The sequence below is a fragment of the Neobacillus sp. K501 genome (genome assembly GCF_053749995.1).
Map to the genome: position 1 here is coordinate 474,707 of NZ_JBSLYA010000002.1, position 26,020 is coordinate 500,726.

The 26,020-nt window shown below is 39.6% G+C and carries 23 protein-coding genes and 1 riboswitch; of the genes, 2 read left to right on the forward strand and 21 right to left on the reverse strand.

Features of this window, described 5'->3' with window-relative positions; all coding sequences use genetic code 11:
• Position 1: 1 nt before the first annotated feature.
• Positions 2–835, reverse strand: coding sequence for a cytochrome C assembly family protein (locus tag ACWM35_RS06920; RefSeq protein WP_454816752.1), 834 nt, complete (start codon positions 833–835; stop codon positions 2–4).
• Between the two features lie 12 nt (positions 836–847).
• Positions 848–2,191, reverse strand: a complete 1,344-nt coding sequence (gene hemA / locus ACWM35_RS06925) for a glutamyl-tRNA reductase (protein ID WP_454816754.1) — start codon at positions 2,189–2,191, stop codon at positions 848–850.
• A 198-nt stretch (positions 2,192–2,389) separates the two neighbouring features.
• Between hemA and ACWM35_RS06930 the strand changes: the two genes are divergently transcribed.
• Positions 2,390–2,878, forward strand: coding sequence for a LiaF transmembrane domain-containing protein (locus ACWM35_RS06930; RefSeq protein WP_454816756.1), 489 nt, complete (start codon positions 2,390–2,392; stop codon positions 2,876–2,878).
• A 30-nt stretch (positions 2,879–2,908) separates the two neighbouring features.
• On the opposite strand, the gene yihA is transcribed toward ACWM35_RS06930, so the two are convergent.
• The 17 genes from yihA to ACWM35_RS07015 form a co-directional block, all read right to left on the reverse strand.
• Positions 2,909–3,490, reverse strand: coding sequence for a ribosome biogenesis GTP-binding protein YihA/YsxC (gene yihA, locus ACWM35_RS06935; protein ID WP_454816758.1), 582 nt, complete (start codon positions 3,488–3,490; stop codon positions 2,909–2,911).
• Complete coding sequence (gene lon / locus ACWM35_RS06940) at positions 3,490–5,814, reverse strand: endopeptidase La (RefSeq protein WP_454816760.1); 2,325 nt, start codon at positions 5,812–5,814, stop codon at positions 3,490–3,492. Before lon ends, yihA begins: the two co-directional genes overlap by 1 nt.
• Positions 5,815–6,018: 204 nt before the next feature.
• On the reverse strand, positions 6,019–7,686 hold the full coding sequence (lonB, locus tag ACWM35_RS06945) for an ATP-dependent protease LonB (RefSeq protein ID WP_454816762.1): 1,668 nt from the start codon (positions 7,684–7,686) through the stop codon (positions 6,019–6,021).
• Between the two features lie 129 nt (positions 7,687–7,815).
• Positions 7,816–9,075, reverse strand: coding sequence for an ATP-dependent protease ATP-binding subunit ClpX (gene clpX / locus ACWM35_RS06950; RefSeq protein ID WP_454816764.1), 1,260 nt, complete (start codon positions 9,073–9,075; stop codon positions 7,816–7,818).
• A 399-nt stretch (positions 9,076–9,474) separates the two neighbouring features.
• The gene (gene tig / locus ACWM35_RS06955) at positions 9,475–10,752 is read right to left on the reverse strand and encodes a trigger factor (RefSeq protein WP_454816766.1); all 1,278 of its coding nucleotides are present in this window, start codon (positions 10,750–10,752) and stop codon (positions 9,475–9,477) included.
• A 167-nt stretch (positions 10,753–10,919) separates the two neighbouring features.
• On the reverse strand, positions 10,920–11,945 hold the full coding sequence (locus tag ACWM35_RS06960) for a tetratricopeptide repeat protein (RefSeq protein ID WP_454816768.1): 1,026 nt from the start codon (positions 11,943–11,945) through the stop codon (positions 10,920–10,922).
• 587 nt (positions 11,946–12,532) lie between these two features.
• Positions 12,533–13,048 (reverse strand): metallophosphoesterase family protein, encoded by a 516-nt coding sequence (locus ACWM35_RS06965; RefSeq protein WP_454816770.1) that lies wholly within the window; start codon positions 13,046–13,048, stop codon positions 12,533–12,535.
• A complete protein-coding gene (locus tag ACWM35_RS06970; protein ID WP_454816772.1) occupies positions 13,045–13,656 on the reverse strand; it encodes an XTP/dITP diphosphatase in 612 nt (203 codons plus the stop codon). Before ACWM35_RS06970 ends, ACWM35_RS06965 begins: the two co-directional genes overlap by 4 nt.
• Positions 13,657–13,669: 13 nt before the next feature.
• Positions 13,670–14,422, reverse strand: a complete 753-nt coding sequence (gene rph / locus ACWM35_RS06975) for a ribonuclease PH (protein ID WP_454816774.1) — start codon at positions 14,420–14,422, stop codon at positions 13,670–13,672.
• A gap of 102 nt (positions 14,423–14,524) precedes the next feature.
• The gene (locus ACWM35_RS06980) at positions 14,525–15,571 is read right to left on the reverse strand and encodes a GerMN domain-containing protein (protein WP_454816776.1); all 1,047 of its coding nucleotides are present in this window, start codon (positions 15,569–15,571) and stop codon (positions 14,525–14,527) included.
• Between the two features lie 114 nt (positions 15,572–15,685).
• Complete coding sequence (gene racE / locus ACWM35_RS06985) at positions 15,686–16,480, reverse strand: glutamate racemase (protein WP_454816778.1); 795 nt, start codon at positions 16,478–16,480, stop codon at positions 15,686–15,688.
• 17 nt (positions 16,481–16,497) lie between these two features.
• On the reverse strand, positions 16,498–16,947 hold the full coding sequence (locus ACWM35_RS06990; RefSeq protein ID WP_454816779.1) for a MarR family winged helix-turn-helix transcriptional regulator: 450 nt from the start codon (positions 16,945–16,947) through the stop codon (positions 16,498–16,500).
• Positions 16,948–17,108: 161 nt separating this feature from the next.
• On the reverse strand, positions 17,109–17,333 hold the full coding sequence (gene gerE / locus ACWM35_RS06995) for a spore germination transcription factor GerE (protein ID WP_009796032.1): 225 nt from the start codon (positions 17,331–17,333) through the stop codon (positions 17,109–17,111).
• Positions 17,334–17,510: 177 nt separating this feature from the next.
• The gene (locus ACWM35_RS07000; RefSeq protein ID WP_454816781.1) at positions 17,511–18,095 is read right to left on the reverse strand and encodes a class D sortase; all 585 of its coding nucleotides are present in this window, start codon (positions 18,093–18,095) and stop codon (positions 17,511–17,513) included.
• A gap of 188 nt (positions 18,096–18,283) precedes the next feature.
• A complete protein-coding gene (gene sdhB, locus ACWM35_RS07005) occupies positions 18,284–19,045 on the reverse strand; it encodes a succinate dehydrogenase iron-sulfur subunit (RefSeq protein ID WP_454816783.1) in 762 nt (253 codons plus the stop codon).
• A 5-nt stretch (positions 19,046–19,050) separates the two neighbouring features.
• Positions 19,051–20,808, reverse strand: coding sequence for a succinate dehydrogenase flavoprotein subunit (gene sdhA / locus ACWM35_RS07010; RefSeq protein ID WP_454816785.1), 1,758 nt, complete (start codon positions 20,806–20,808; stop codon positions 19,051–19,053).
• A 46-nt stretch (positions 20,809–20,854) separates the two neighbouring features.
• Positions 20,855–21,463: a succinate dehydrogenase cytochrome b558 subunit gene (locus ACWM35_RS07015; protein WP_454816787.1), complete on the reverse strand. Its 609-nt coding sequence runs from the start codon at positions 21,461–21,463 to the stop codon at positions 20,855–20,857.
• 451 nt (positions 21,464–21,914) lie between these two features.
• On the opposite strand from ACWM35_RS07015, the gene ACWM35_RS07020 reads away from it, so the two are divergent.
• Positions 21,915–22,367, forward strand: a complete 453-nt coding sequence (locus ACWM35_RS07020; RefSeq protein ID WP_454816789.1) for a YslB family protein — start codon at positions 21,915–21,917, stop codon at positions 22,365–22,367.
• Positions 22,368–22,528: 161 nt separating this feature from the next.
• Here the strand turns inward: ACWM35_RS07020 and ACWM35_RS07025 are convergent, their stop codons facing one another.
• Complete coding sequence (locus ACWM35_RS07025; protein ID WP_454816791.1) at positions 22,529–23,749, reverse strand: aspartate kinase; 1,221 nt, start codon at positions 23,747–23,749, stop codon at positions 22,529–22,531.
• Between the two features lie 122 nt (positions 23,750–23,871).
• Positions 23,872–24,048: riboswitch (Lysine riboswitch) on the reverse strand.
• Positions 24,049–24,117: 69 nt separating this feature from the next.
• A complete protein-coding gene (gene uvrC, locus ACWM35_RS07030) occupies positions 24,118–25,890 on the reverse strand; it encodes an excinuclease ABC subunit UvrC (RefSeq protein ID WP_454816792.1) in 1,773 nt (590 codons plus the stop codon).
• Between the last annotated feature and the right edge of the window lie 130 nt (positions 25,891–26,020).

Below are 26,020 nucleotides of genomic sequence, written 5' to 3' on the forward strand. Positions count from 1 at the left end.
TTTATGCATACCAAAAATGAAAAGACGATAGTTGACCAAATAAGAAAAAGTTTATTAACACGATTAAAAAAGAACCTGCATTCCAAATCGCCAATTGTCTTCCTGTTATGTTTCTGCCAATTTTCAAATATAAAAAGATGCTGTAAGCGGCTAACAAAATAAAGGACCCTATTACCTTCATATCGTACCAAGGCAGTCCGGGTACTTTTAAGATTGCCCATTGTAAGCCCAGGATTAAACTTAAGATCAGCATCGGGACCCCAATCACGATTAATACATAGGATGAACGCTCAAGCATGGATAAATCCGCGAGCCGCATGAGCCTAGGTCCCCATTTTTTTCGTTTTAACAAATTATATTGAAGCAGATAAAGCATGGAAAAGACAAAAGAGAGTGAAAAAGCCCCATACGAAAGGATCGCTGTGGTGATATGTATGAGTAACAGTTCTGACATAAGCTGCTTTCCAACCACATGTGAACCATACTGATTGGGGGCAAAGGTATGAATAACAATGACAATAAACCCTAGGATATTTGTAAAAAAGACAATAAAGTCTACCTTTAATAATCGGTTAATCCCAAGTGAAAGCGTGACTAACACCCAAGAGTAAAAATAGAGACCTTCAAATACCGTTAAAACAGGAAATCTTCCTGTCTTAATCATATAGGAAGTTAAAAAAATCGTTTGTAAAACCCATACAAATGCAAGTAACCAGAAGGCGATTCGGTTTGCCTTCCGGTTATGGTGAATGAAATCGAAAAAATATAACAACACACTAAAGGCATATATAACAACTGTCAACTCATGCAGCCGTGTCATATGAACGTCAAGCATCTATCTTACCCCTTATGACTGAAAGGAAGCCTGCGGTTCATGAACCATAATAGGAGTGGTTTCGGCTGCTTTCGAATGTTGTTTAAGGGTAAGCTCTTCAATATTAAATATTTTTATAAATAAGTCCATCGCTTGATCGGCGTCTGGTCTTGCAGCCATTTCTTTTGCTTGTAAAATTGGATCTTTTAACAGTTGGTTGATAATACTCTTTGTATGCTTATTTAATACTTTAATATCACGTTCTGATAAATGCGGAAGCTTACGCTCAAGACTGACCATGGTTTCCGCTTGGATCGCAAGTGCCTTTTCTCTTAGTGCTGAAATCACTGGCACAACTCCTAGCATTCCAAGCCATTGCTTGAAATCAACTATTTCCTTTTCTATCATTAACATGATTTTTTCTGCTGCCTTCTGACGTTCCTGAAGATTTGCCTCAACAATCCCCTCTAAATCATCAATATCATATAAGAACACATTTTCAAGCTCGGCAATTTGGGGATCTAAGTCGCGCGGAACTGCAATATCAACCATAAATAAAGGTTTACCTTTACGCTTCTTTTCTACCTTTTCGACCAATTCTTTTGTAAGAACAAAATCCTTAGCCCCTGTTGAGCTGATCAAGATATCGGCATCCACTAATGACTTTTGAAGCTGGTCTAATGTTTGGGCCTCACCAGCAAAGCGTGAAGCTAACAAGCTCGCCTTTTCATATGTTCGATTGATTACCGTTACTTTTCTTACACCATTGCCATGCAGGTTTTGAGCTGCTAATTCTCCCATTTTTCCTGCACCTAAAATTAATACATGCTTACTTTCAAGTGAGCCAAAGATTTTCTTTGCTAGTTCAACAGCCGCATAACTGACTGATACAGCATTGGCACCAATCTCGGTTTCTGCATGTCCACGTTTGGCAATTGTAATCGCTTGTTTAAATAGCTGATTGAAAACCGTTCCAGTCGTTCCTTCTTCTTGAGCTAATATAAAGCTCGAGCGGACTTGACCTAAAATTTGTGTTTCCCCTAAAACCATTGAATCCAAGCCACAGGTTACTCTAAATAAGTGATCATAAGCACCATCTTCTTCATAGATAAACAGAAATGGAGAAAATTCAGCTTGTTCTATTCCAAACCATTCAGATAAAAATTCTTTAATATAATAGCGGCCCGTATGCAATTGATCTACTACCGCATAAATTTCCGTACGATTACATGTTGAGACGATGATATTCTCTAGGATGCTTTTTTTAGAATTTAACTTCTTGATGGCATCCCCAAGATCGGATTCATTAAATGTTAACCGCTCGCGAATCTCCACGGGTGCAGTTTTATAGTTTAAGCCGACCACAACAATATGCATTTTTAGGACACCCCCAATAAGTTTACAGAAATAGCTAGCATAATTATACCACGAAAATAAAAAACTTTTATCCGATAAATGTGAACAGTAAGTGAACTGTATGTTAAAATATTTTATAAAAAAGTACAATAATCGACATATGTACAGTACCAGAAAAATGGATTACTTTCAAGTAAACCATACTGGAAGGGTGTTAATATGAAAAATCAAAGAATCTTTCCTGGAATTATTCTTATCGGCTTTGGCGCTTATTTATTCCTGCAGCAGTTTGCGATTCCAGCCTTACAAATCTTTCTTACATGGCCAACCTTACTTATCATTATTGGAATAGCATTTTTAGGACAAGGATACTCAGCCAAAGACCATGAAGCGATTTTACCAGGAGTTCTTTTTGCTGGATTTGGTCTTCATTTCCACTTTGCCGGACATCTTGCCATCTGGCCGACGAATACAATTGGAATGCTTGTTTTATTTATTTCCATTGGCTATTTTCTTCGTTTTCAAAAGACGAACGGAGGATTATTTCAAGCCTTCCTATTTTTAGTATTGGCATTTTTGTTATTATTTTACGACAAAGTAATCGGCTATCTCGATTTTTTACAAACGGGGATGAATTTTATTACAAAATTCTGGCCAGCGATCATTATTCTTATAGGAATCTATTTTCTTTTTATTAAGAAAAAATAAACGCCTGGCTAAAATGCCGGGCGTTTACTTTTACATATAACTTTCAAGAATCGACCACGCTTTATCTTTTCCAAGACCTGTTTCCGATGAGAAAAGAACAATATGGTCTGACTCCTCAATATCGAGTGTCTCTTTTGTAACCTTTAAATATTTCTCCCATTTTCCTCTTGGGATTTTATCTGCCTTTGTAGCAATGACGATACAAGGGATCTCATAATGTTTAAGAAAATCATACATCATGACATCATCTTCTGTCGGTGGGTGTCGTAAATCTACAATCATGACAACCGCTCTTAACTGTTCGCGTGATGTTAAATAGGTTTCAATCATTTTCCCCCATGCTGCCCGCTCTGATTTGGACACTTTTGCGTATCCATAACCAGGAACGTCGACAAAATGAAGGACTTCATTAATAAGGTAAAAATTAAGTGTTTGTGTTTTCCCAGGCTTAGACGAGATTCTGGCAAGGCCTTTGCGATTAAGCATGCGATTAATAAAAGATGATTTTCCAACATTAGAACGGCCTGCCAGAGCAAATTCTGGCAGATCCGTTTCAGGGTATTGTGCGGGTCTTACGGCACTGATGACTATATCTGAACTTGTTACTTTCATTAAACTTCCCCTTCTAAAAGCGCATGTCTCAATACCTCATCAAGATGCGACACTGGTATAAATTTGATTTCATTTCTTACTGTTTCTGGAATATCCTCTATATCCTTTTCGTTGTCCTTAGGAAGAATAACCGTCGTTAATCCAGCTCGATGGGCACTAAGTGTTTTCTCTTTTAAGCCACCAATCGGAAGCACTCGGCCTCTTAAGGTAATTTCCCCTGTCATCCCTACTTCGCGGCGGATTGGTTTTCCTGTTAGGGCAGAAACAAGGGCTGTAGCCATGGTAATTCCCGCCGATGGTCCATCCTTTGGTACCGCGCCTTCTGGAACGTGGATATGGACATCAAATTTTTCATGGAAATCCTCTTCAATGTCAAGCTCATTTGCTTTAGAACGAATATAGCTAAATGCTGCCTGAGCTGATTCCTTCATGACATCTCCCAGTTTCCCTGTTAAAACCAATCTGCCTTTACCAGGCGATAAGGACACTTCTATTTGCAGTGTATCACCGCCAACGGTTGTATAGGCTAAGCCTGTTGCCACACCAACTTGGTCTTCTGTTTCTGCCTGCCCATAGCGGAATCTTGGTTTCCCTAAAAACTCCTCGACATTCTTCTCGGTAACCACTACGCGTTTCTTTTCTCCAGAAACAACAATTTTTGCTGTCTTTCGGCAAATTGTCGCCATTTGCCGCTCTAGGCTCCGAACCCCTGCTTCACGTGTATAATAGCGAACGATTTTTAGAATGGCATCGTCACGGACCTGAAGGATTCCCTTTGTCAGCCCATTTTCTTTAATCTGTTTTGGCAGTAAGTGATCTCTTGTAATATGGACTTTTTCTAACTCGGTATAGCCAGCTATCGTAATGATTTCCATCCGGTCCAATAACGGTCCAGGAATAGTGGAAAGATTATTAGCTGTAGCAATGAACATGACCTTTGAAAGATCATAAGTCTCTTCAATATAATGATCACTAAAATTATGATTTTGTTCCGGATCAAGGACCTCAAGCATCGCTGATGAAGGGTCACCACGGAAGTCGCTAGACATCTTATCAATTTCATCTAATAAAAAGACTGGATTGATGGTTCCTGCTTTTTTCATTCCTTGAATAATCCGACCTGGCATCGCACCGACATAGGTTCGGCGATGGCCGCGGATTTCTGATTCATCGCGAACTCCACCTAGAGAGATTCGGACAAAATTACGATTTAAGGAAGTGGCAATCGACCGTGCTAAGCTTGTTTTCCCCACTCCTGGAGGTCCAGCAAGACAAAGAATCGGCCCTTTTAAGGAATTGGTCAGCTTTTGAACCGCTAAAAATTCCAATACACGCTCTTTTACTTTTTCGAGACCATAGTGATCTTGGTTTAGAATTTTCTCTGCACGATGAATGTCAATGTCATCATCCGTTTTCTTAGACCACGGAAGGGAAATTAGCCATTCAATATAGTTACGAATAACCGCGCTTTCAGCGGAGCTTGTTGGCACCTTTTCATAGCGATCAAGCTCCTTTAAAGCAGCTTGCTGAACATGTTCGGGCATTTCAGCCTTCTGGATTCTTTCAGTCAGGTCAGCGATTTCCCCAGTTTTACCTTCCTTATCGCCTAATTCCTTCTGAATCGCCTTCATTTGCTCGCGTAGATAGTACTCTTTCTGAGTTCTTTCCATTGACCTCTTTACACGCTGGCCAATCTTTTTCTCAAGATTAAGCACTTCTTTTTCATTTTGAATGATATCAATAACCTGATTTAATCGTGGTTTAACCTCAATCAGTTCAAGAATCTCCTGCTTTTCTTTTAGCTTAATCGGAAGATGAGAAGAAATGATGTCTGCCATTCTTCCTGGCTCCTCGATATCAGCAACAGAAGCATAGGTTTCTGCAGAGATTTTTTTCGATAACTTTATGTATTGCTCAAAGTATTCAAGCATTGTTCGCATTAGAGCTTGGTCTTCAACATCTTTCGTATCAGGATCTTCATATGTAACAATCCTGACGGAATAATACTCTTCCTCATCATGGAAAGCTTCAATTTCTGCGCGGTATAGTCCCTCTACTAGTACTCTTATCGTACCATTTGGGAGCTTAAGCATTTGTTTAACCTTCGTCAAAGTACCAATCTTGTATAGATCGTCTTCAGAAGGATCATCAATAGCAACATCCTTTTGGGTAGTTAAAAAAATTAAGTGGTCATCTACCATCGCTTTTTCAAGGGCCTGTACTGACCTTTCACGTCCCACATCCAAATGTAGAACCATTGTCGGATAAACAAGCAGTCCCCGAAGCGGCAGGAGGGGTACGATTAATTCTCTCTCTTTCGCCATAAAACAGCACCTCCAAAATGCAAAATCAACCTTCCTACCTATAGACAGGAAAAGTCTTTGTTAAACAATTCTATCTCATTTATAAATATGTGTCTAATAAGAGCAATCTCTTCTCAATAACTCTATTTTCCCCAAGTGTGTTAAATTCTTTCCTCATTCCGTTAATAAAAAACACTTCGGTCTTGATGAACCGAAGTGTCATGGTTAAATCGACTCTTTTTTAGATAGTTCAACGGAAGCGGGGATGACTTTACTTTGTACGGAATGTTTGTTCAGGGCAATATCAAATACCTCATTTAGGTGGGTGACAGGCACGATTTGAATTCCTGAGATCTCATTTAGAATGGATTGCATGTTTTCTTCTGGGATGATAACGGTTGTTGCCCCAGCTTTTAGGGCTGCCTTCACTTTTGGATACACCCCGCCAATCGGCTTCACATTACCATGGATACTAATTTCTCCTGTCATCGCCACTTTATTATCAATTGGGATGTTGTAAATCGCTGAATAAATACCTGTTGCCATCGCAATTCCGGCTGATGGGCCATCGATTGGGACACCGCCTGGAAAATTGACATGAATATCGAAATCATCTGCCGGTACTCCCATCGAGCGCAATACCGTAATCACATTTTCGATAGAGCCTCTGGCCATACTCTTACGGCGGATGGATTTCCCTTGCCCGCCAATGCTTTCTTCATCGACAATTCCTGTGATGTTGATCGAACCTTTTTCCTTCGCCGGGATGACGGTTACCTCAATTTCTAAGAGCGCCCCAGAATTCGGTCCATATACGGCTAATCCATTAACAAGTCCAACCTGAGAATCAGCGTTAATCTTCCTTTCCATACGCGGCGTCATTTGGCTGGAATGGACAACCCACTCAATATCTTCATCCTTGATAAAATTTCGATCCTCCGTAATCGCAAGGCCTGCTGCAATCTGAATCATATTCACAGCTTCCCGCCCATTTCTACCATATGTAGATAAGACTTCCAATCCGTTTTCACTAATCGCAAGATTTACTTTTTCAGCAGCTTTTCTGGCAACTTGAATGATTTCTTCTTGATTTAACTCACGAAAGAAGACCTCCATACAGCGGGACCGAATCGCAGGAGGAATTTCATTGGGAGTTCGGGTGGTGGCCCCAATTAATCGAAAATCTGCTGGAAGGCCATTTTTAAAAATATCATGAATATGAGTAGGAATTTGTGTATTCTCTTCATGGTAATAAGCACTTTCAAGATAGACCTTCCGATCCTCTAATACCTTTAACAGCTTATTCATTTGAATTGGATGCAATTCACCGATTTCATCAATAAACAAAACGCCGCCATGTGCATTCGTCACTGCTCCCTGTTTTGGTTGCGGAATACCAGCTTGGCCCATTGCCCCTGCACCTTGATAAATAGGATCATGGACTGAACCAATTAGCGGATCGGCAATTCCTCGTTCATCAAATCGAGCTGTCGTCGCATCTAGCTCAATAAAAACAGATGCTTGTTTAAATGGTGATTTTGCATTTTTCTTCGCTTCCTCAAGAACTAAACGAGCTGCAGCTGTTTTCCCTACTCCTGGCGGGCCATATATTATGACATGCTGGGGGTTCGGTCCGCATAAGGCAGCTTTTAATGACTTAATCCCATCCTCTTGACCTACAATATCTTGAAAGCTTGTCGGGCGAACTTTTTCAGCTAGCGGTTCTGTTAATGAGATTGATCTCATTTTTCGCAATTGATCCATTTCCTTACGGGATTCCCGGTCGATGGAAACCTTTTGTGTCCGCTGGCTCCTCAATAAATTCCAAAAGTACAGCCCAATGATAATCCCGAAAAAAAGCTGTATAAATAAGGCAATCCCCGTCCAACTCATACTTTTCCCTCCTGCTACAGTATACTTGGGTAGATATTAATAAGTATTTCCTGCATAGTGTGGGAATAAACCACATATTTGGTGAATTCAAACAAAAAGAACCTAGCATGTTAGCTAGGTTCTTGATTATTACGCTGATTTTTCTTCTGCAACAACGGTACCATCTTCTAATACAAGCTTTGGCACACTGTTATTGATGACGGTTTCTTTTGTGATAATACACTTCGTAATATCATCACGTGAAGGAAGGTCAAACATGACATCCAGCATAATCCCTTCAATAATGGAACGTAAGCCGCGGGCACCTGTTTTCCGTTCGATTGCTTTCTTAGCAATTTCTTGGAGTGCACCTTCTTCAAATTCCAATTCTACTTCATCAATTTCAAGCATTTTTTGATATTGCTTTACCAAAGCATTTTTCGGCTTTGTTAAGATCTCAATCAATGCTGACTCATCTAATTGCTCAAGGCTTGCAATAACCGGAAGACGTCCAATAAATTCAGGAATTAAACCGAAACGCAGTAAGTCTTCAGGCAAGACCTTTGAAAGAAGCTCTTTTTGGCTGATTTCTTGTTGTTTAACATCCGAGCCGAAACCGATTACTTTTTGACCAAGACGACGTTTAATAATTGGTTCGATTCCATCAAATGCACCACCACAAATAAATAGGATATTAGTGGTATCGATTTGAATGAATTCTTGATGCGGATGCTTACGTCCGCCTTGTGGAGGAACACTTGCCACAGTACCCTCAAGAATTTTTAATAGCGCCTGCTGAACACCTTCACCTGAGACATCTCTTGTGATGGATGGGTTTTCAGACTTACGGGCAATTTTATCGATTTCATCAATATAAATGATGCCCTTTTCAGCTTTTTCAACATCGTAATCAGCTGCTTGGATTAATTTTAATAAAATGTTTTCAACGTCTTCCCCAACATAACCTGCTTCCGTAAGAGACGTTGCATCCGCAATGGCAAATGGCACATTGAGAATTCGAGCCAGAGTCTGCGCCAATAATGTTTTACCACTACCAGTCGGCCCAATCATCGCAATATTACTTTTCGAAAGCTCAACATCATCTATCTTGCTATTGGAGTTGATACGCTTGTAATGGTTATACACGGCAACCGACAGCGATTTTTTCGCTTGATCCTGGCCGATAACGTATTCGTCAAGAATTTCACAGATTTCCTTTGGCTTCGGAACATCTTTAAATTCAACTTCCTCTTCCGTTCCAAGTTCTTCCTCAACGATTTCTGTGCATAGCTCGATACACTCGTCACATATATAAACTCCTGGTCCGGCAACCAACTTACGAACTTGATCCTGGGTTTTACCACAGAAAGAACACTTTAATTGCCCTTTTTCATCATTAAATTTAAACATACTTTCACCCCTTGAAACGTGTTAGTACCCTATTTAAAGTTGTGTTCACAAACAAAAATCTGATTTTTTTATCAAATTAGTGAAACGTTATGTATTGCATTGTAACACAGGTAGCCAATGGACTGGAAATAAAAAGCTTACGTCAAATATGTTTTCTAAAGTTAAATTTTTGTTTGGAGTCACACTTTTAAAAAGGATTATGTACTCAATAAGCATAACCACTTTTAAAAAAAATAAATCTAAATGCTATATGGAATTTACTAATTCTTTATGTAAGGGACATATTCCTGCTTGATTTTCAAGCCTTGTTAAAAAGCTTTCCCTGTCTTAATTATAATATGTAATTGAAAATATGTATAAAACAAGGCACGATCATATCGTGCCTTGCCATATTAGAAATTATTTCTTGTTTGCAATTAGGAAGTCTACTGCTTTTTTAAGCTGTAGGTCACCTTTGATACCTTCAACTCCGCCTAATGCAGCTTTGATGTTATCAACTGTCATGTTGTACATTCCAGCCATATTTTCAAGTTCTGCATTAACATCTTCGTCAGTTACTTCAAGGTTCTCAGCTTTAGCAATGGCTTCTAATGTTAAGTTCACACGTACGCGGTTTACAGCTTCCTCATTCATTTGTTCGCGAAGAGCATTTTCATCTTGACCAGAGAATTGGAAGTAAAGTTCAAGGTTCATACCTTGCATTTGTAAACGTTGCTCAAATTCTTGAAGCATACGGTTTACTTCGGTAGTGACCATTACTTCTGGAATTTCAACTTCTGTATTAGCAGCTGCTTTTTCCACTACTGAATCACGAACATGGTGCTCAGCTTCATGCTTTTTGCTTTCTACTAAACGGTTTTTGATTTTTTCTTTTAATGCATCCAATGTTTCCACTTCATCGTCAACATCTTTTGCAAATTCGTCATCTAATGTAGGAAGTTCTTTACCTTTGATTTCGTGAATTGTTACTTTGAACACTGCTGGCTTACCTGCAAGCTCTGCAGCATGATATTCTTCTGGGAATGATACTTCAACGTCTTTAGATTCACCAGTAGCAAGACCAACTAATTGCTCTTCAAATCCTGGGATGAAAGAACCAGAACCTAATTCAAGTGAATGGTTTTCAGCTTTTCCACCTTCGAAAGCTTCACCATCAACGAATCCTTCAAAGTCAATAACAACAGTATCGCCAAGTACAGCAGTACCTTCTTCTTTAACAACTAATTCAGCTTGACGGTTTTGAAGAGTTTCTAGTTCTTTGGCTACGTCTTCGTCTGTAACAGTTGTATCGAATTCTTCTACTTCTAAACCTTTGTATTCGCCAAGAGTCACTTCAGGCTTAACTTGTACAGTCGCTTTGAAGATTAACTCTTTGCCTTTTTCAATTTGCTCGACATCGATTTCTGGACGGTCGATTGGCTCGATTCCAGTTTCGTCAATCGCATTACCATATGCTTCTGGAAGAAGAATATCTATTGCGTCTTGGTATAGCGATTCAACACCGAAACGCTTTTCGAACATTGCACGAGGCATTTTTCCTTTACGGAAACCTGGAACGTTTACTTGTTTAACAACTTTTTGGAATGCAGCGTCTAAGCCTTTGCTTACTTGTTCTGCGCTTACTTCAACAGTAAGGACACCACGGTTTCCTTCTAACTTTTCCCATTTTGCAGTCATACCTTTTTTCCCTCCAACAGATCTATTAGCATTTCATTCGCTACGAACTTTGTATGAATGATGACTTGTCCATTCAAATCATGATTCATTCTTTTATGTAAAATAATTTTTTACACAATGCAACCCTTATATTATAACACAGGATTGATTTCTTTCAACATTGTTCCCTATATATTGGGATAAGAAATTTCTTCTAATTCTTGGATTTTGGCGATTGCCTGCTCTATGTCTTCTTCTGAAACTTGATAATCGGCCGAAATTCCCCCTATTTGTGTCTCATTCCCAAAATACTGAAGGACTAGCATATGGAAGGCTCCTGCCCATGCTGAGGCAGATTCTGGATTTAGCGTGAAAGGATAACTGATAAATAAGATTCTTTCAACCATCCCTTTTATATTTTCAAAGAGAACAGGGTCACTACTTTCAACTCGATCTTCTAGAAGTTTTTCAATTTCTCTTAATCTAGGCTGGGATTGGATATCCGGCAGGTCGATTGGGACTACTTTAATCGTACTATTAAACTTTTTAACCATTAATTCTTTGTCATATTCTTGTTCTTTTAATAAGGATAGGAGCATTGTTTTTATAAAAGGATGGCCATGTTCAGAACAAAGGTATTCTGAAATTTCCTCAATATATGGTCGAATATTCTTTTCTGCTAGGGTCGAAATCACCAGCATTTGCTCGTTTAAATTACTCATGCCTAAAAGATTAAGCTGTTTGCCATCGTCTTCTAAGAGTTCGTCTTCAATCGGTTCAGGGTGGCTGTTATCTGCCATTCGTTTGCTAAATTGAAGAATCGTAAGAAAATGGTTATGTTTTTCTGGGGGAATCTCTTTTTCATCTAATAAGACTTCGATTGTCGAAACAATTTCCTCGTATTCGTGTAACTGTATCAGAATCGTCAAATAGAGATCGACCATTTGAATGTAGTCACCAATGCCTTTAAGGAGCATTTCACTCGCAAGATCTTTCGCTTTGTTGAAGGCTGTAGCTTCGAAATAAGCAAGCACAAGCCCCATTAATACATCGCCATTTTCGGGATCATGCTCCCTTGCCTCTTCTAGGAGATGAATCGCCTCTTTAAACCTCTTGTTTTGCAAACTTTCTAAACCTTTATCCGTTAATCTCTGTTCGATCCCGGGAAGGAAGATCACATTGTCTTTCCTTTTGGCTCGTTCCCGTTTCTTCATATGTATACCGTCCCTTATACTCAATATGGAAAATAGTTTAGCATGAATTTTAGAAAAAACAAAAAAACTCACCTTATCTAGGTGAGTAATGAGTTTTGGTATGTAGTTAAATGGCGTCCCAGGAGAGATTCGAACTCCCGACCGACGGCTTAGCTTACCACTATGACTTTCGTCACCAACAAACGTTGTTTGTAGTCTGGACTATATCTTCACCATTTCAGGTGCGACACGTGTAGTCTCTACGGAACCTCACGATAATCTTAGAGATCATTTTTCAAAACTCCTACCACTAACTGAGTTAGTCATTCAGAATTTCTCTTCCTTATACAAGGCGTAAGTTTCCTCGGTATTACCATCAGCATTATCTGTTAAGGCTTCACCGATATAGTGTCGTCCACTTTATAGGTTCTTGTTTCCCTATAAAGGCTCCTTTTTCTTGAAGGCCGTTGCTCTATCCTGCTGAGCTACTGGGACATATTAAGTTTTTCAAAGACAAGATTTATTATATAAGCCACACCTATAAAAGTCAACACTATTTAAATACTTTTTTAAAAAGAAAAATCGGGGAGGAAAATTTCCTCCCGCGATTATTTTGGCAGATGAAATTCACGAGCTAAGTCTGTGAGTTTCCTTCCGCTGAATTCATATACCGTCATCTTGATTTTATCATCCAATAAATCTAGTATCACATATGTTTTTTCTAGACGTTCACGAGGCAAGCGTATACTTCCTGGATTCAAAAATAGTGTCTTGCCAATTACTTCAGCTCCTAAAATATGTGAATGCCCAAAACAAGCAATATCCGCCCCAACTTCCTCGGCTTTGTATTTTAGATTCATCAACGAAGTTTTAACCGAATATCGATGACCATGGGTAACGAAAATCTTTCTTTCAGCGATCTCTGCTTCCGTTTCTAGCGGATAACCGCTAAAATCACAGTTGCCTAAAACAGTTAAATAGCCACTGATGGATTTGTCGTCAGGCATTAATTGTGAATCCCCACAATGGATCATTAAATCCACTTCATCGATATGTCTTTCTCTTAATACCTCAAGCTCTTTCGTCAAACCATGACTATCACTGACAACTAACACCTTGCTCATTTGGAGGAATCTCTTTCTAAAATAGAATCTAGCATTCCTTCCAGCTTCTTTAAGGCATTCGCTCGATGACTTATTTTATTTTTCTCATCTGCTGGCAGTTCAGCCATTGCCACGCCTTTTTCTGGGACAAAAAAGACAGGGTCATAACCAAATCCATTCGTACCTCTTTTTTCCTCGAGAATACGCCCCTCACAAGTCCCTGATACCGTAATGGTCTCCTTCCCAGGTATCGAAACTGCAAGAGCACAATAAAAGCGAGCAGTACGCTTTTTCTCAGGGACTCCAGATAACTCATTTAACACTTTCTCGGTATTTTTCTGATCATCCTTCGGCTCTCCAGCATAACGAGCAGAGTAAATCCCTGGTCTGCCTTCAAGGGCATCAACAATCAAACCGGAATCATCGCCAATAACCATTTTATTGAGCTGCTTCGAGACAGCTTCTGATTTTAACGTTGCATTTTCTTCAAATGTGGTGCCATTTTCTTCTACATCGGCAATCTCAGGAAAATCGAGCAGCGTTCGAACCGCAATTCCTCTTGGGGCAAATATATGCTCAAACTCTCTAGCTTTACCAGGATTTTTCGTTGCAATAAGTACTTCCTTCATAGTAAATCTCCTCTTATTTTTTTCGATTTCCGTCTATCTTTTTGATAATCTCTTCCCCTAAAGCCGTTTTTTGATGTTCAAAAAGCTGCATTAGACCTTCTTGGGCAGCACCGAGCAAGTCTTGAAGCTGTGAATAAGAAAATGTTGATTCTTCACCCGTTCCCTGGAGTTCAACAAATTCACCATTTCCAGTCATAACTACATTCATATCTACCTGTGCTTTAGAATCCTCGATATAATTCAAATCTAGGACTGTATGATTATTGTTTAGTATCCCTACGCTCGTTGCAGCAAGATAATCTGTAATTGGAAACTTGATTGATTTTTTTTCAACAAGCTTATTTAGTGCGATGGTCATGGCAACAAAGGCTCCTGTAATTGACGCTGTCCGTGTGCCGCCATCCGCTTGGATCACATCACAATCTATCCATACTGTTCTTTCACCTAGAGCAGAGAGATCCACAACTGCTCTTAAAGCACGGCCGATTAAACGTTGGATTTCCATCGTTCTCCCGGTAACCTTTCCTTTAGAGGATTCCCGAATATTTCGGGTTTCTGTTGCACGAGGAAGCATCGCATACTCTGCAGTAATCCATCCTTTTCCTTCCCCTCTCATAAACGGAGGCACTCGTTCCTCAATGCTAGCTGTACAAATCACCTTCGTATTCCCGACAGAAATGAGGACAGAACCCTCTGGGTGCATTAAATAATTTGTTTCAATATGTATTGGTCTTAATTGCAATGGTTCTCTACCATCAACGCGCATAAATCTTCCTCCTCCAACAACTGACTATACGAAATAAAGAAGAGGCGGGCAAAAAGCCAACCTCTTTCCATGGTCACTATATAGTATATCAAAAATATTTTTTTAAAAACTACCTGTATTGACTTTTTCTGGACGAGTTACTGGTTCAGACACTTTTTCTCCTTTTTCATTCATCACTTCTGCTTTTCCATTCACTGTAACCGCTACACTTTCAATCCCTTTTTGCTCTGTTAGTGACAATACAAGTGCATTTAATAAACTTTCTGAAATCTCTTTTTCTTCAAAGCTGCTATAAATATTCTCGTTGAAGTTCAAGGTCACCTTTCCTCCCTCAACCTTTGGTGCCTCCTTAAGCTCAACATCTGACATAAATTCAGATAACAGCGTGGACTTTGAGCTTGGACCTTTTACTAATTCATTTACAACTGCAACGATATTATCCTTTTCACTATTGTTCACTCTGCGCGTTACTGGTACATAATAATAGGAGCCTTCTTCTCCGCCAATATAATAGACGGTTATTGGCTTCGTATTAGTAATATCAATGACATCTGCTGTATCGATATTAATGCCGCTCGCCCTTGAAAGATTTTCACTAATTGGTGTACCGTTAACTGGCATCTCTGTCAATTCATTTCCATTCATTTGTAGTTTTACCTTTTTCACTGCATCGAATTGAGTGAGCGTCCAAGTGACTGACTCAAGTATTTTCATTTCATCCTCAGGCTTATAGTTCTTAAATTCTTTAGAAAAATCAACAACTGCTACCCCATCTTTAATGTTAACCGACACTTTCGTATCTTCCGGTAAAACTGCACGGAAATCATTTGGAAGTAAATCTGTAACCGGGCCATTTGCCACTAAGTGTTCCAACGCTTGCTTCGCTACAGAAGTAGTCTTAGGTAGAGCAATGGTTTGCGGGACTACATAGCCATCTTTGTCGATTAAATATAGCTCTGTTTTCACCTCATTCGCTGCCTCTTCCTTTTTCGCTGTTGTTTCCTCCGTTGTTTTCTTATCCGTTACAGTAACACTCTTCGGCGGATCTACTTTTTTCTGATTTTCCCCTCCGAATAAACCACATCCAGACACAAGAAGTGTAGAAGCTAGCATGACTGTTACAAGGGGTTTCATTTTATTTTTTGACATATTTATTCCCTCCTAAGACAGTTTGTACTATCATGTATACGAGCCTATGAAAATAAATAGACCGTCTTAAAGAAGAAAAAAATAAATAGAGCCCCTAAAAAAGGGACTCATCCTTTATAGTTTTATTTTTTTAACATTGTTTATTGGCATTCCAAGCCATTGAGAAGCAATTTTTGAAAAAATATACCTAGATCCAGTAGTATAAAATTCATGTTCTGGTTCGGTCTCATCTGTTTCAAGAATACTATTATATTGCAGGATAGCACTAATCTCTCTTGCCGTTTCATCACCAGAACTGATGACTTGAACTCGGTCCCCCATCACTTTTTGGATCAGCGGCTCTAATAATGGGTAATGAGTACATCCTAAAATCAAAGTATCTAATTTTTGGTTCAAAAGCGGTGCTAGCGCCTCATTGACAATTCTTTCAGCGATTTCCCCGTCGTACTCCCCACTCTCTACAAGGGGGACAAATTTAGGACAGGCCTGACTTGTAACAAACAAACGGCTGTTTAACGCTTTTAATGCTTTTTCATAGGCACCACTTTTCACAGTCCCTACTGTCCCGATGATTCCTACCCGATAGTTTTTCGTACGTTTAATTGCCGCACGCGCCCCCGGATAAATGACTCCAAGGACAGGAATTTTCAACTCTGCCCGAATATCATCTAGGACCGCCGCCGTCGCTGTATTACAAGCGATGACAAGCATCTTAATATTTTTTTCTAATAAAAAGGTTGTTAATTCCCACGTGAATTTTTTAACCTCTTTAGGAGGTCTTGGTCCATATGGGCACCGGGCCGTATCTCCCAAATAAATGATTTTTTCATTTGGCAGCTGCCTCATAATTTCCTTTGCAACTGTTAATCCACCGACACCGGAATCGATAACACCAATTGATTGTTTCAAAATTCTCGCCTCATTTATTAACGCATTTCTTCATGCATCTTCGTTAAGTTGGTTTGCAGAAGCTGAATTTCTTCAACTGAGAAATTTGTCAAAACTTCTGCTAAATAAGCCTGGCGTTTTTTTATGACTTCATCAATGATTCTTTCGCCCTCTTCAAGAAGATGGATTTGAACAACACGGCGATCACTTGGTTTTTTCACCCTCATGACCAAATTGTTTTTTTCCATTCTGTCCACCAAATCAGTAGTGGTGCTGCAGGCTAAATACATTTTACTCGAAAGCTCGCCAATGGTCATATCGCCTTCATCAAAAAGCCATTGCAGCGCAATAAACTGCGGCGGGGTAATCTTATAGTTCGTTAACATTTCTCGCCCTTTTTGCTTAATGATTCCCGATATGTAACGTAAATCTTTTTCAATATTAGCAACCGTCTCACCAATAACGATCTGTGAATCTTCCACTTTCATCTATCCAACACCCCTAATAGGCAAAACACCCGACATTGTATAATAAACATAGTCCGCCCATAAATCTTGTTCTTATTTTCTACTTTTTTCGTCAAAATTTCAAGATATAACTTTCCGACAAAAACATGAACCGGCCTCCTATAGTAGGAGCCCGGTCATGATTATAGCTCTAGTTCTCCCATACGAAGGAGCTCTACAACTGCTTGTGATCGCCCCTTAACACCAAGCTTTTGCATGGCATTTGAAATATGATTCCGAACCGTTTTTTCGCTTATAAATAATTCACCAGCGATTTCCTTCGTGGTTTTGTCCTGTACTAACAGTTCGAATACTTCTCTTTCTCGTTTGGTGAGTAACGGCTTGTGAGTATATTCATTCTCCTTCAAGTATTGTGACCCTCCTTGCCTTCGCCAGTTATGAACCGTCGGGTGGGTATATATTTAGTCACCATATCATATGTGAACGATACTTAGGTAGTGACTATATTTACTTTTTAGGAAAATGATTTTCTGAAAAAAATATACGTTATCTTTTCATGAAAAAAGCCCTACAAAGTAAGGACTTTAAATAGGCTTTGCATAAATAATATATCGCTGAGGTGCGTTTCCTACAAAACGAAATGGATAACAGGTAATGACGATTAATTCCTCATTCGAATTTTGCAGGGTTATGATAGTTCTGTCATCGGCATCGACAATTTTTGTATGGGTTAACTCATACTGAAAGTTTCCGTTCGGCATCTGCACTTCGAAATGATCACCGACCTCCAACTCCCCTAAGCGGCGAAAAACAGTGTCTCGATGACCTGATAACACGATCTGGCCATTATCGCCTGGAAAATAAGATCCTTTATAGTGGCCAACGCCTTTTTTTAGATCATTAGCGTCAGTTCCTTCAACAATAGCTAATTCTGCTTCAATTTTCGGGATTGCTAAGATTCCCACAGTCTCACCAAAATCGGGAGCATCATCCTTGTTTCCCGTTCCATTTGGAGCAGTCGGCAGGAAGTCTTTTTGCTGCTGTGCGACAATTTCTTTTGCCTCTTTGAGCGATGCATCCGCTTGCAGCTTTGACTCAACGATTTGCCATATTCCAATTCCAATAATAATGACTCCAACCACAATGAATAGCAATGGAAGTTTTTTCACCGATATGTACCATCCTTTGAATACTAATTAGTACTAGTATAGCAAAATATTGTATAAAGACCTATTATAAATATTTAGCCAAGCGAAAAGAAAAACCTTCTTTCTTTGGTAGAAAGAAGGTTTTTGCAGTTAGCTATCTTGTTCAAGCTGGCTAGAAGTCGTTTGCTCCTTAAAAAAGCGCTTTTCTATTAAACTTGGTCACTTCCAAAGAAGTTTCTAAATGCTTGGATTGTTGTATCACGGTTTAATGCCGCAATCGATGTTGTCAATGGAATACCTTTTGGACATGATTGCACACAGTTTTGTGAGTTACCGCAGTTTGCGAGTCCACCATCACCCATAATCGCTTCTAAACGTTCTGCTCTGTTCATCTCACCTGTTGGATGAGCATTGAAAAGACGAACTTGCGAAAGCGGCTGCGGGCCAATAAAACTTGATTTGCTGTTAACATTTGGACATGCTTCTAAACAGACACCACAAGTCATACACTTGGAAAGCTCGTAAGCCCACTGGCGTTTTTTCTCTGGCATACGAGGTCCAGGTCCTAAGTCATAGGTTCCATCGATTGGAATCCACGCTTTTACTTTCTTTAAGGCATCAAACATTCTGCTGCGGTCTACTTGAAGATCACGGATAATTGGGAATGTTGCCATCGGAGCCAAGCGAATTGGCTGTTCCAGCTGATCAACAAGCGCCGAGCAGGATTGACGTGGTTTTCCGTTAATCACCATTGAACAAGCACCACAAACTTCTTCAAGACAGTTCATATCCCAGGCAATCGGGGTAGTAGCTTGTCCTTTTGTATTAACTGGATTTTTACGAATTTCCATTAACGCTGAAATAACATTCATATTTGGGCGATATGGAAGTTCGAACTCCTCTTCGTAAGGAGTAGAATCTTGCGCATCTTGACGTGTAATAATAAATTTTACCGTTTTATTTTCAGACATTTCTTCTACTCCCCTTTGTTTTTCGCATAGTTCCGTTCACGCGGCTTGATTAATGAAACATCCACTTCTTCATAATGGAAAGCTGGTGCAGATGAACTATCAACAAATTTTGCCATTGTTGTTTTTAAGAAGTTTTCATCATCACGGTTCGGGAACTCAGGTTTGTAGTGAGCCCCACGGCTTTCATTACGGTTGTAAGCGCCAATCGTAATTACACGAGCCAATTGAAGCATGTTCTGTAATTGACGAGTGAATGCGGCCCCCTGGTTGCTCCATTTAGATGTATCATTAATATTAATTTTTTTATAACGTTCCATTAATTCTTGAATCTTTGCATCCGTCTTCAATAATCTGTCATTGTGACGAACAACCGTTACATTGTCAGTCATCCATTCCCCAAGCTCTTTATGAAGAACGTATGCATTTTCAGTTCCATTTAAAGACATGATGTCATTCCACTTCGATTCCTGTTCTTTAACATGACGATCAAAAACAGAAGATGAAACAGCATCGGAGCTCTTTTCGAGACCCTTGATGTATTTAACTGCATTTGGTCCAGCTACCATTCCGCCAAATATTGCTGAAAGTAAAGAGTTTGCACCAAGACGGTTCGCACCATGCTGTGAATAATCACATTCACCAGCAGCGAATAGACCAGGAATATTCGTCATTTGATCATAATCAACCCAAAGTCCGCCCATTGAATAGTGAACCGCAGGGAAGATTTTCATCGGAACTTTACGAGGATCATCACCCATGAATTTTTCATAGATTTCAATAATTCCACCAAGTTTAATATCCAATTCCTTTGGATCCTTATGAGAAAGATCAAGGAATACCATGTTTTCACCGTTGATACCAAGCTTTTGATTCACACAAACATCGAAAATCTCACGTGTTGCAATGTCACGTGGTACCAGGTTTCCATAGGCAGGATATTTTTCCTCTAGGAAGTACCAAGGCTTACCATCTTTATACGTCCATACACGTCCGCCCTCACCGCGTGCTGATTCACTCATTAGACGAAGCTTATCGTCTCCAGGAATGGCAGTTGGATGAATTTGAATCATTTCTCCATTTGAGTAATAAGCACCTTGCTGATAAACGATCGATGCAGCAGATCCAGTATTAATAACAGAGTTTGTTGTCTTTCCAAAAATAATTCCAGGACCACCAGTAGCCATAATAACTGCATCTGCAGCAAATGACTTGATTTCCATAGAAGTTAAATTTTGTGCTACTATTCCACGGCATATACCGTCATCATCAACGACTGATCCTAAGAACTCCCAGCCCTCATATTTTGTAACCAAACCAGCAACTTCGTGACGGCGAACCTGCTCATCTAATGCATAAAGCAGCTGTTGACCAGTAGTGGCTCCAGCGAAGGCTGTACGTGAATGCTGTGTACCACCGAAGCGGCGGAAGTCCAATAGTCCTTCAGGAGTACGGTTAAACATAACACCCATACGGTCCATTAAATGAATGATTCCTGGCGCTGCTTCACACATCGCCTTAACCGGCGGCTGGTTAGCTAGGAAGTCTCCGCCATAAACAGTATCGTCAAAGTGAATCCACGGAGAATCCCCTTCACCTTTTGTATTTACAGCTCCGTTCATACCGCCTTGGGCACAAACAGAGTGAGAACGTTTTACAGGAACAAGAGAAAATAAATCTACTGGAGTTCCTTCTTCTGCAACCTTAATCGTTGCCATCAAGCCAGCTAAACCGCCGCCGACTATGATCACCTTACCTTTACTCATCGTGACTCACTCCCTTTAATCCAAAATCCAATATTTTATCGACATATTAAACAAAAGCTAGTAATGTTCTAACTCCAATAATAGAAAGAACAACGAAAACACCAATCGTAAAGTATGTAGAAATTACTTGTGAACGAGGTGATACCGTAATCCCCCAGCTTACCAAGAATGACCACAAACCATTTGCAAAGTGGAAAATAGTTGAAATTACACCAATAAGATAGAATCCGAACATAAATGGTGATGATAAGATTTCATTCATCATGTCAAAGTTAACATGTGCGCCGAAAGCAGCTGCTACACGTGTTTGCCAAACGTGCCATGTAATAAAAATCAATGTGATTACCCCTGAAATACGTTGGAGCATGAACATCCAGTTTCTAAAAAACCCAAATTTACTTGTGTTGTTTTTCGCAGTGAAGGCGATATAAAGCCCATAGATTGCATGAAATAAAATTGGTAAATAAATAATTACAGTTTCTAGGACAATTTTAAATGGAAGACTTCCCATGAAATCTGATGCCCTGTTAAAGGACTCAGGTCCTCCTGTAGCAAAATGGTTGACTACTAGATGCTGCATGAGAAAGATTCCGATTGGAATTACTCCCAGCAATGAATGCAATCTCCGATACGCAAACTCTCGATTCCCCGCCATAATTTACCCCCCTTGAATTTTTCAAATGATGTTAAGCCTGTTCCCCTATTGTTCTCACCCGGAAAAAATCATTAACTTAGCACCACTGTGACAATTATGTGACATGTCCATTTTACTCCCATCATCATAGAGCGTCAAGAAAACGGATACACAAAAACACTTATAAAAATAAAATTTTTAAAATATATTGATATTATAATAGTTATGAAATCGCTTACATTTTATATGGTATTTTTTACTAATAAACCCAATAGAAATACAATTAATTCCTTATCGATATCGGTAAGAGAGGAAAATGTTTAGGACATGATAGTTATGATAGAACATTTAGGTTGGTATGTTGAAATAACAATACTCCTCTGGGATACACACTAATATTTCCCATTTGAAACTCAGTAATGAAACAAGACAGGAATTGTATATAATAGAATGGTAGAAAGAGGGGAATACAATGAATGAAAGTACTGCAGTCGAATTAAAGTTACAAACTGAGGAACCAAGAAGTGTTTCCATTTTTGGCTATGAATTAATTAGGGAAAACATCCTGCCTGAAATTTTAGGCAAAGATGCACCTGAAATCCTTTATTGGGCCGGAAAAAGATTGGCACGTAAGTATCCATTAAATACAATGGAGGAAATTATTGATTTCTTCTCAAAAGCTTCATGGGGCCAGCTAGAAATCAAAAATGAACGGAAAGATGAAATCGAATTCGAGCTCTTCAGCCCGCTCATCGTCTCCCGTGTCAAATCAAAAGCCGAACACTACTTCCAAATCGAAGCCGGTTTCCTTGCCCAACAAATCGAAACCCAAAAACAAGTCACAGCAGAAACCTTCGAACACCCAGCAAAAAAAGCAAACAAAGTCCAATTCACCGTTAAATGGGACCGAAAAGACTCTCTTTAATGTGGTGCCTGTCACCGCTCGTGGACACTGTCCACCTCAGGCGTACACTAACAAACCTCAACTCAAAAAAGCTTTCATTGGAGAATGATCTCAATGAGAGCTTTTTGGGTTGCTTACGTTTATTTTATTTGCGTGATTGTGTTGTTTTAGTTTCTACCGTTCTACCTTTCCTCAGCGAGTCCGAATGCTTGGTGGAGTGTTTCGACGGCTTTTAGCATATGTTGTTCTTCGACAACGGCCGATACTTTGATTTCAGACGTGCTGACCATTTTCACTTGAATTCCGCTTACTGCAAGAACTTCAAACATTTTTGCAGCTACACCTGGATTGGATACCATTCCTGATCCGACGATGGAGACCTTCGCTAATTTATTCTCTGCATCCAGTTGTTCATAATTTAGCGAATCTTTATTGTCTTCAAGAACTCTTAATGTATCCATTAAATCTTCCGTTTTAATCGAAAAAGCCAAATTAGCTGTTTCTGCTTCCGTTGTACTTTGAACAATAATGTCTACGTTTAAATGATTTTCTGCAAGTGTCGTAAAAATCGTCGATAAGCTCGTTAATGAGTTTTTCAACCCCAATACACTGACCTTCGTAATTTCATCTTCAAATGCAACCCCACGGACAACTAAATTTTGTTCCATTGATGCTTCCTCCTCAATCACTGTTCCTTCTATATTTTCCATGCTTGAGCGAACCTCAAGCCGAACTTGGTAATTTTTCGCAAACTCAACTGCTCTAGGGTGAAGGACACCAGCACCCAAATTAGCGAGCTCAAGCATTTCATCATAGGAGACGGATAAAAGTTTACGTGCACTTTTCACATATCTTGGGTCAGTTGTGAACACCCCAGTAACATCTGTATAGATATCGCACTTATCTGCGCCCAGAGCAGCTGCTAATGCAACCGCAGTTGTATCAGATCCACCGCGGCCAAGTGTTGTAATCTCGCCAGTATCAGTCAAACCCTGGAATCCTGCCACAATCACTACTTTTCCCTCAGAGAGCTCCCCCTTTATTGCCTCGGTATTGATGTTTGTTATCCTGGCATTTCCGTGGACAGACTCTGTTGAGATTCCCGCTTGCCAGCCAGTAAAGGAAACAGCCGGCAGTCCCTGCTCATTTAATGCCATTGACAGTAAGGCGATTGTAACCTGCTCGCCTGTTGATAAAAGCATATCCATTTCCCTCTTATTGGGCTGATTAGAAATTTCTCTCGCTAAACTTACTAACTGATCCGTTGATTTCCCCATCGCTGAAACGACAACAACCACCTGGTTCCCCTGCTCGGTTTCTGCTTTAACTCGTTCTACTACATTTATAATTCTTTCGACGCTACCGACGGAGGTTCCTCCAAATTTTTGAACAATTAAACCCATCATTTCCCCTGCTTTCAGTTATTTGTTCGCTATCATTATTTTGCCACAAAAAATAAAAAGCAATGAGAAGGGTATCTCATTGCTTTAAAAATACACAAAGAAAAAATCTTTTGCGCAGGACAATGTAAGATAGCTCTCCAAGACAATGTCTTGACAATCCAGTATTTATTCAACACTGGACCAGCAAAGAAAGAAATGAGACTCTCTCCACTTCGGCGAACATCCCCTTTCATGATTCTTCACAGAAGCTCATCCTTCTCCGAATCATTACTCTTGAAGCTCGCACCTCTACCTTCACTTTAGTATATTAAAGTGATAGTAATATAATTTTCACTCATTATAGCATAGTCCCATTTTTCCGACAATAACTAGGACTGAAGTTTTTTGATCAGTTCTTCTGCCACATTAAGCGGAATTCCTATTTCTCTAAAATCCTCGATCGTGGCTTCCTTCATTTTCTTAACAGAGCCAAATTGCTTTAACAATTGCTTTTTCCGTTTCTCGCCGATTCCAGGAATATCATCCAGCAAGGACTGAAAGGCACTTTTTCCTCGGGTTTGGCGATGGAAGGTAATCGCAAACCGGTGGACCTCATCCTGGATTCTCTGTAATAAATAAAACTCCTGGCTATTTCTTGCCAGCGGAACGATTTCAAGCGGGTTTCCGTATAAAAGCTGTGAGGTTCGATGCCGTTCATCCTTGGCTAAGCCCGAAAGCGGAATATCTAAACCAAGTTCATTTTCAAGAACATCCCTTACCGCTTCAATATGACCTTTGCCGCCATCGATGATAATTAAATCCGGCAACGGCAGTCCTTCCTTTAGTACCCTGGAATATCGTCTACGCGTTACCTCACGCATGGATTCATAGTCGTCAGGTCCCTTAACGGTTTTAATCTTATATTTACGGTATTCCCGTTTATTCGGCTTCCCATCAATAAAAACAACCAAAGCTGAGACCGGATCTGTCCCTTGGATATTTGAGTTATCGAATGCCTCAATTCGATGCGGCGTATAGATCCCCATCATTTCTCCTAAATTTTCAACCGCTTTAATGGTTCGATCCTCATCCTTTTCTATCAAAGAAAACTTCTCATTTAAGGCGATGCCTGCATTCTTTATCGCCATCTTAACTAAATCCTTTTTCGGGCCTCGCTGTGGCTTTAACACTTTTACTTGAAGAAGTTGTTCAGCCAAACTTAAATCAATTTCGTCCTGGATTAAAATTTCTTTTGGTTTTATATGATTGGCTTTTTCATAAAATTGACCAAGAAATGTAAGAATTTCCTCTTCTGACTCATTGTAAATCGGAAACATCGAAACATCCCGCTCGATTAATTTACCTTGCCTTACAAAAAATACTTGAACACACATCCAGCCTTTATCAACCGAATAGCCAAAGACATCACGGTCCGTAAAATCGGTCATCGTGATTTTCTGCTTTTCCATAATGGTTTCAATATGAATGATTTTATCGCGAAATTCCTTTGCCCGCTCAAAATCTAGTTCCTCAGAAGCAGCGGTCATTTTTTCAGTTAGGTCTTTTTTAATATCCTTAAAACCACCATTTAAAAAGCGGGTAATTTCATCGGTCATTTCCTTGTATTGTGCTTCCTCAACCTCGTTGACACATGGTGCCAGGCACTGCCCCAAATGGTAATACAGACAGACCCGATCCGGAAGGGTCGAGCATTTTCGTAACGGGTAGATTCGATCCAGCAGCTTTTTCGTTTCATTGGCTGCCATGACGTTGGGATAAGGACCAAAATATTTTCCTTTATCTTTTTTTACTTTCCTCGTTATGATCAGTTTTGGATGCCTTTCCGCTGTCAGTTTGATAAACGGATAGGTTTTATCATCCTTTAACATAATATTGTATTTAGGATCATACTTCTTGATTAAATTAAGCTCCAATAGCAGGGCCTCAATATTCGACGATGTAACGATATATTCAAAGTCCTCGATCTCTTGAACCAGCCTCAACGTTTTTCCGTCATGTGACCCGTTAAAATAAGAGCGAACCCGATTTTTTAAGATTTTTGCTTTACCTACATAAATGATCGTTCCCTGACGGTCTTTCATTAAGTAGCAGCCAGGCTGATCAGGCAGCAAAGTCAGTTTCTGTTTAATGTTTTCGTTCATTCCGACTGCTCCTCTCTCCGTCTAGTTTTTATTACTATCTTAAAATTTTAAAACAAATGTCCTGTAAAGAAAAGCAGTACTTTGTTACCATTACCAGAAATTAAAAAACCTTAGCTGCTGTGAGCTAAGG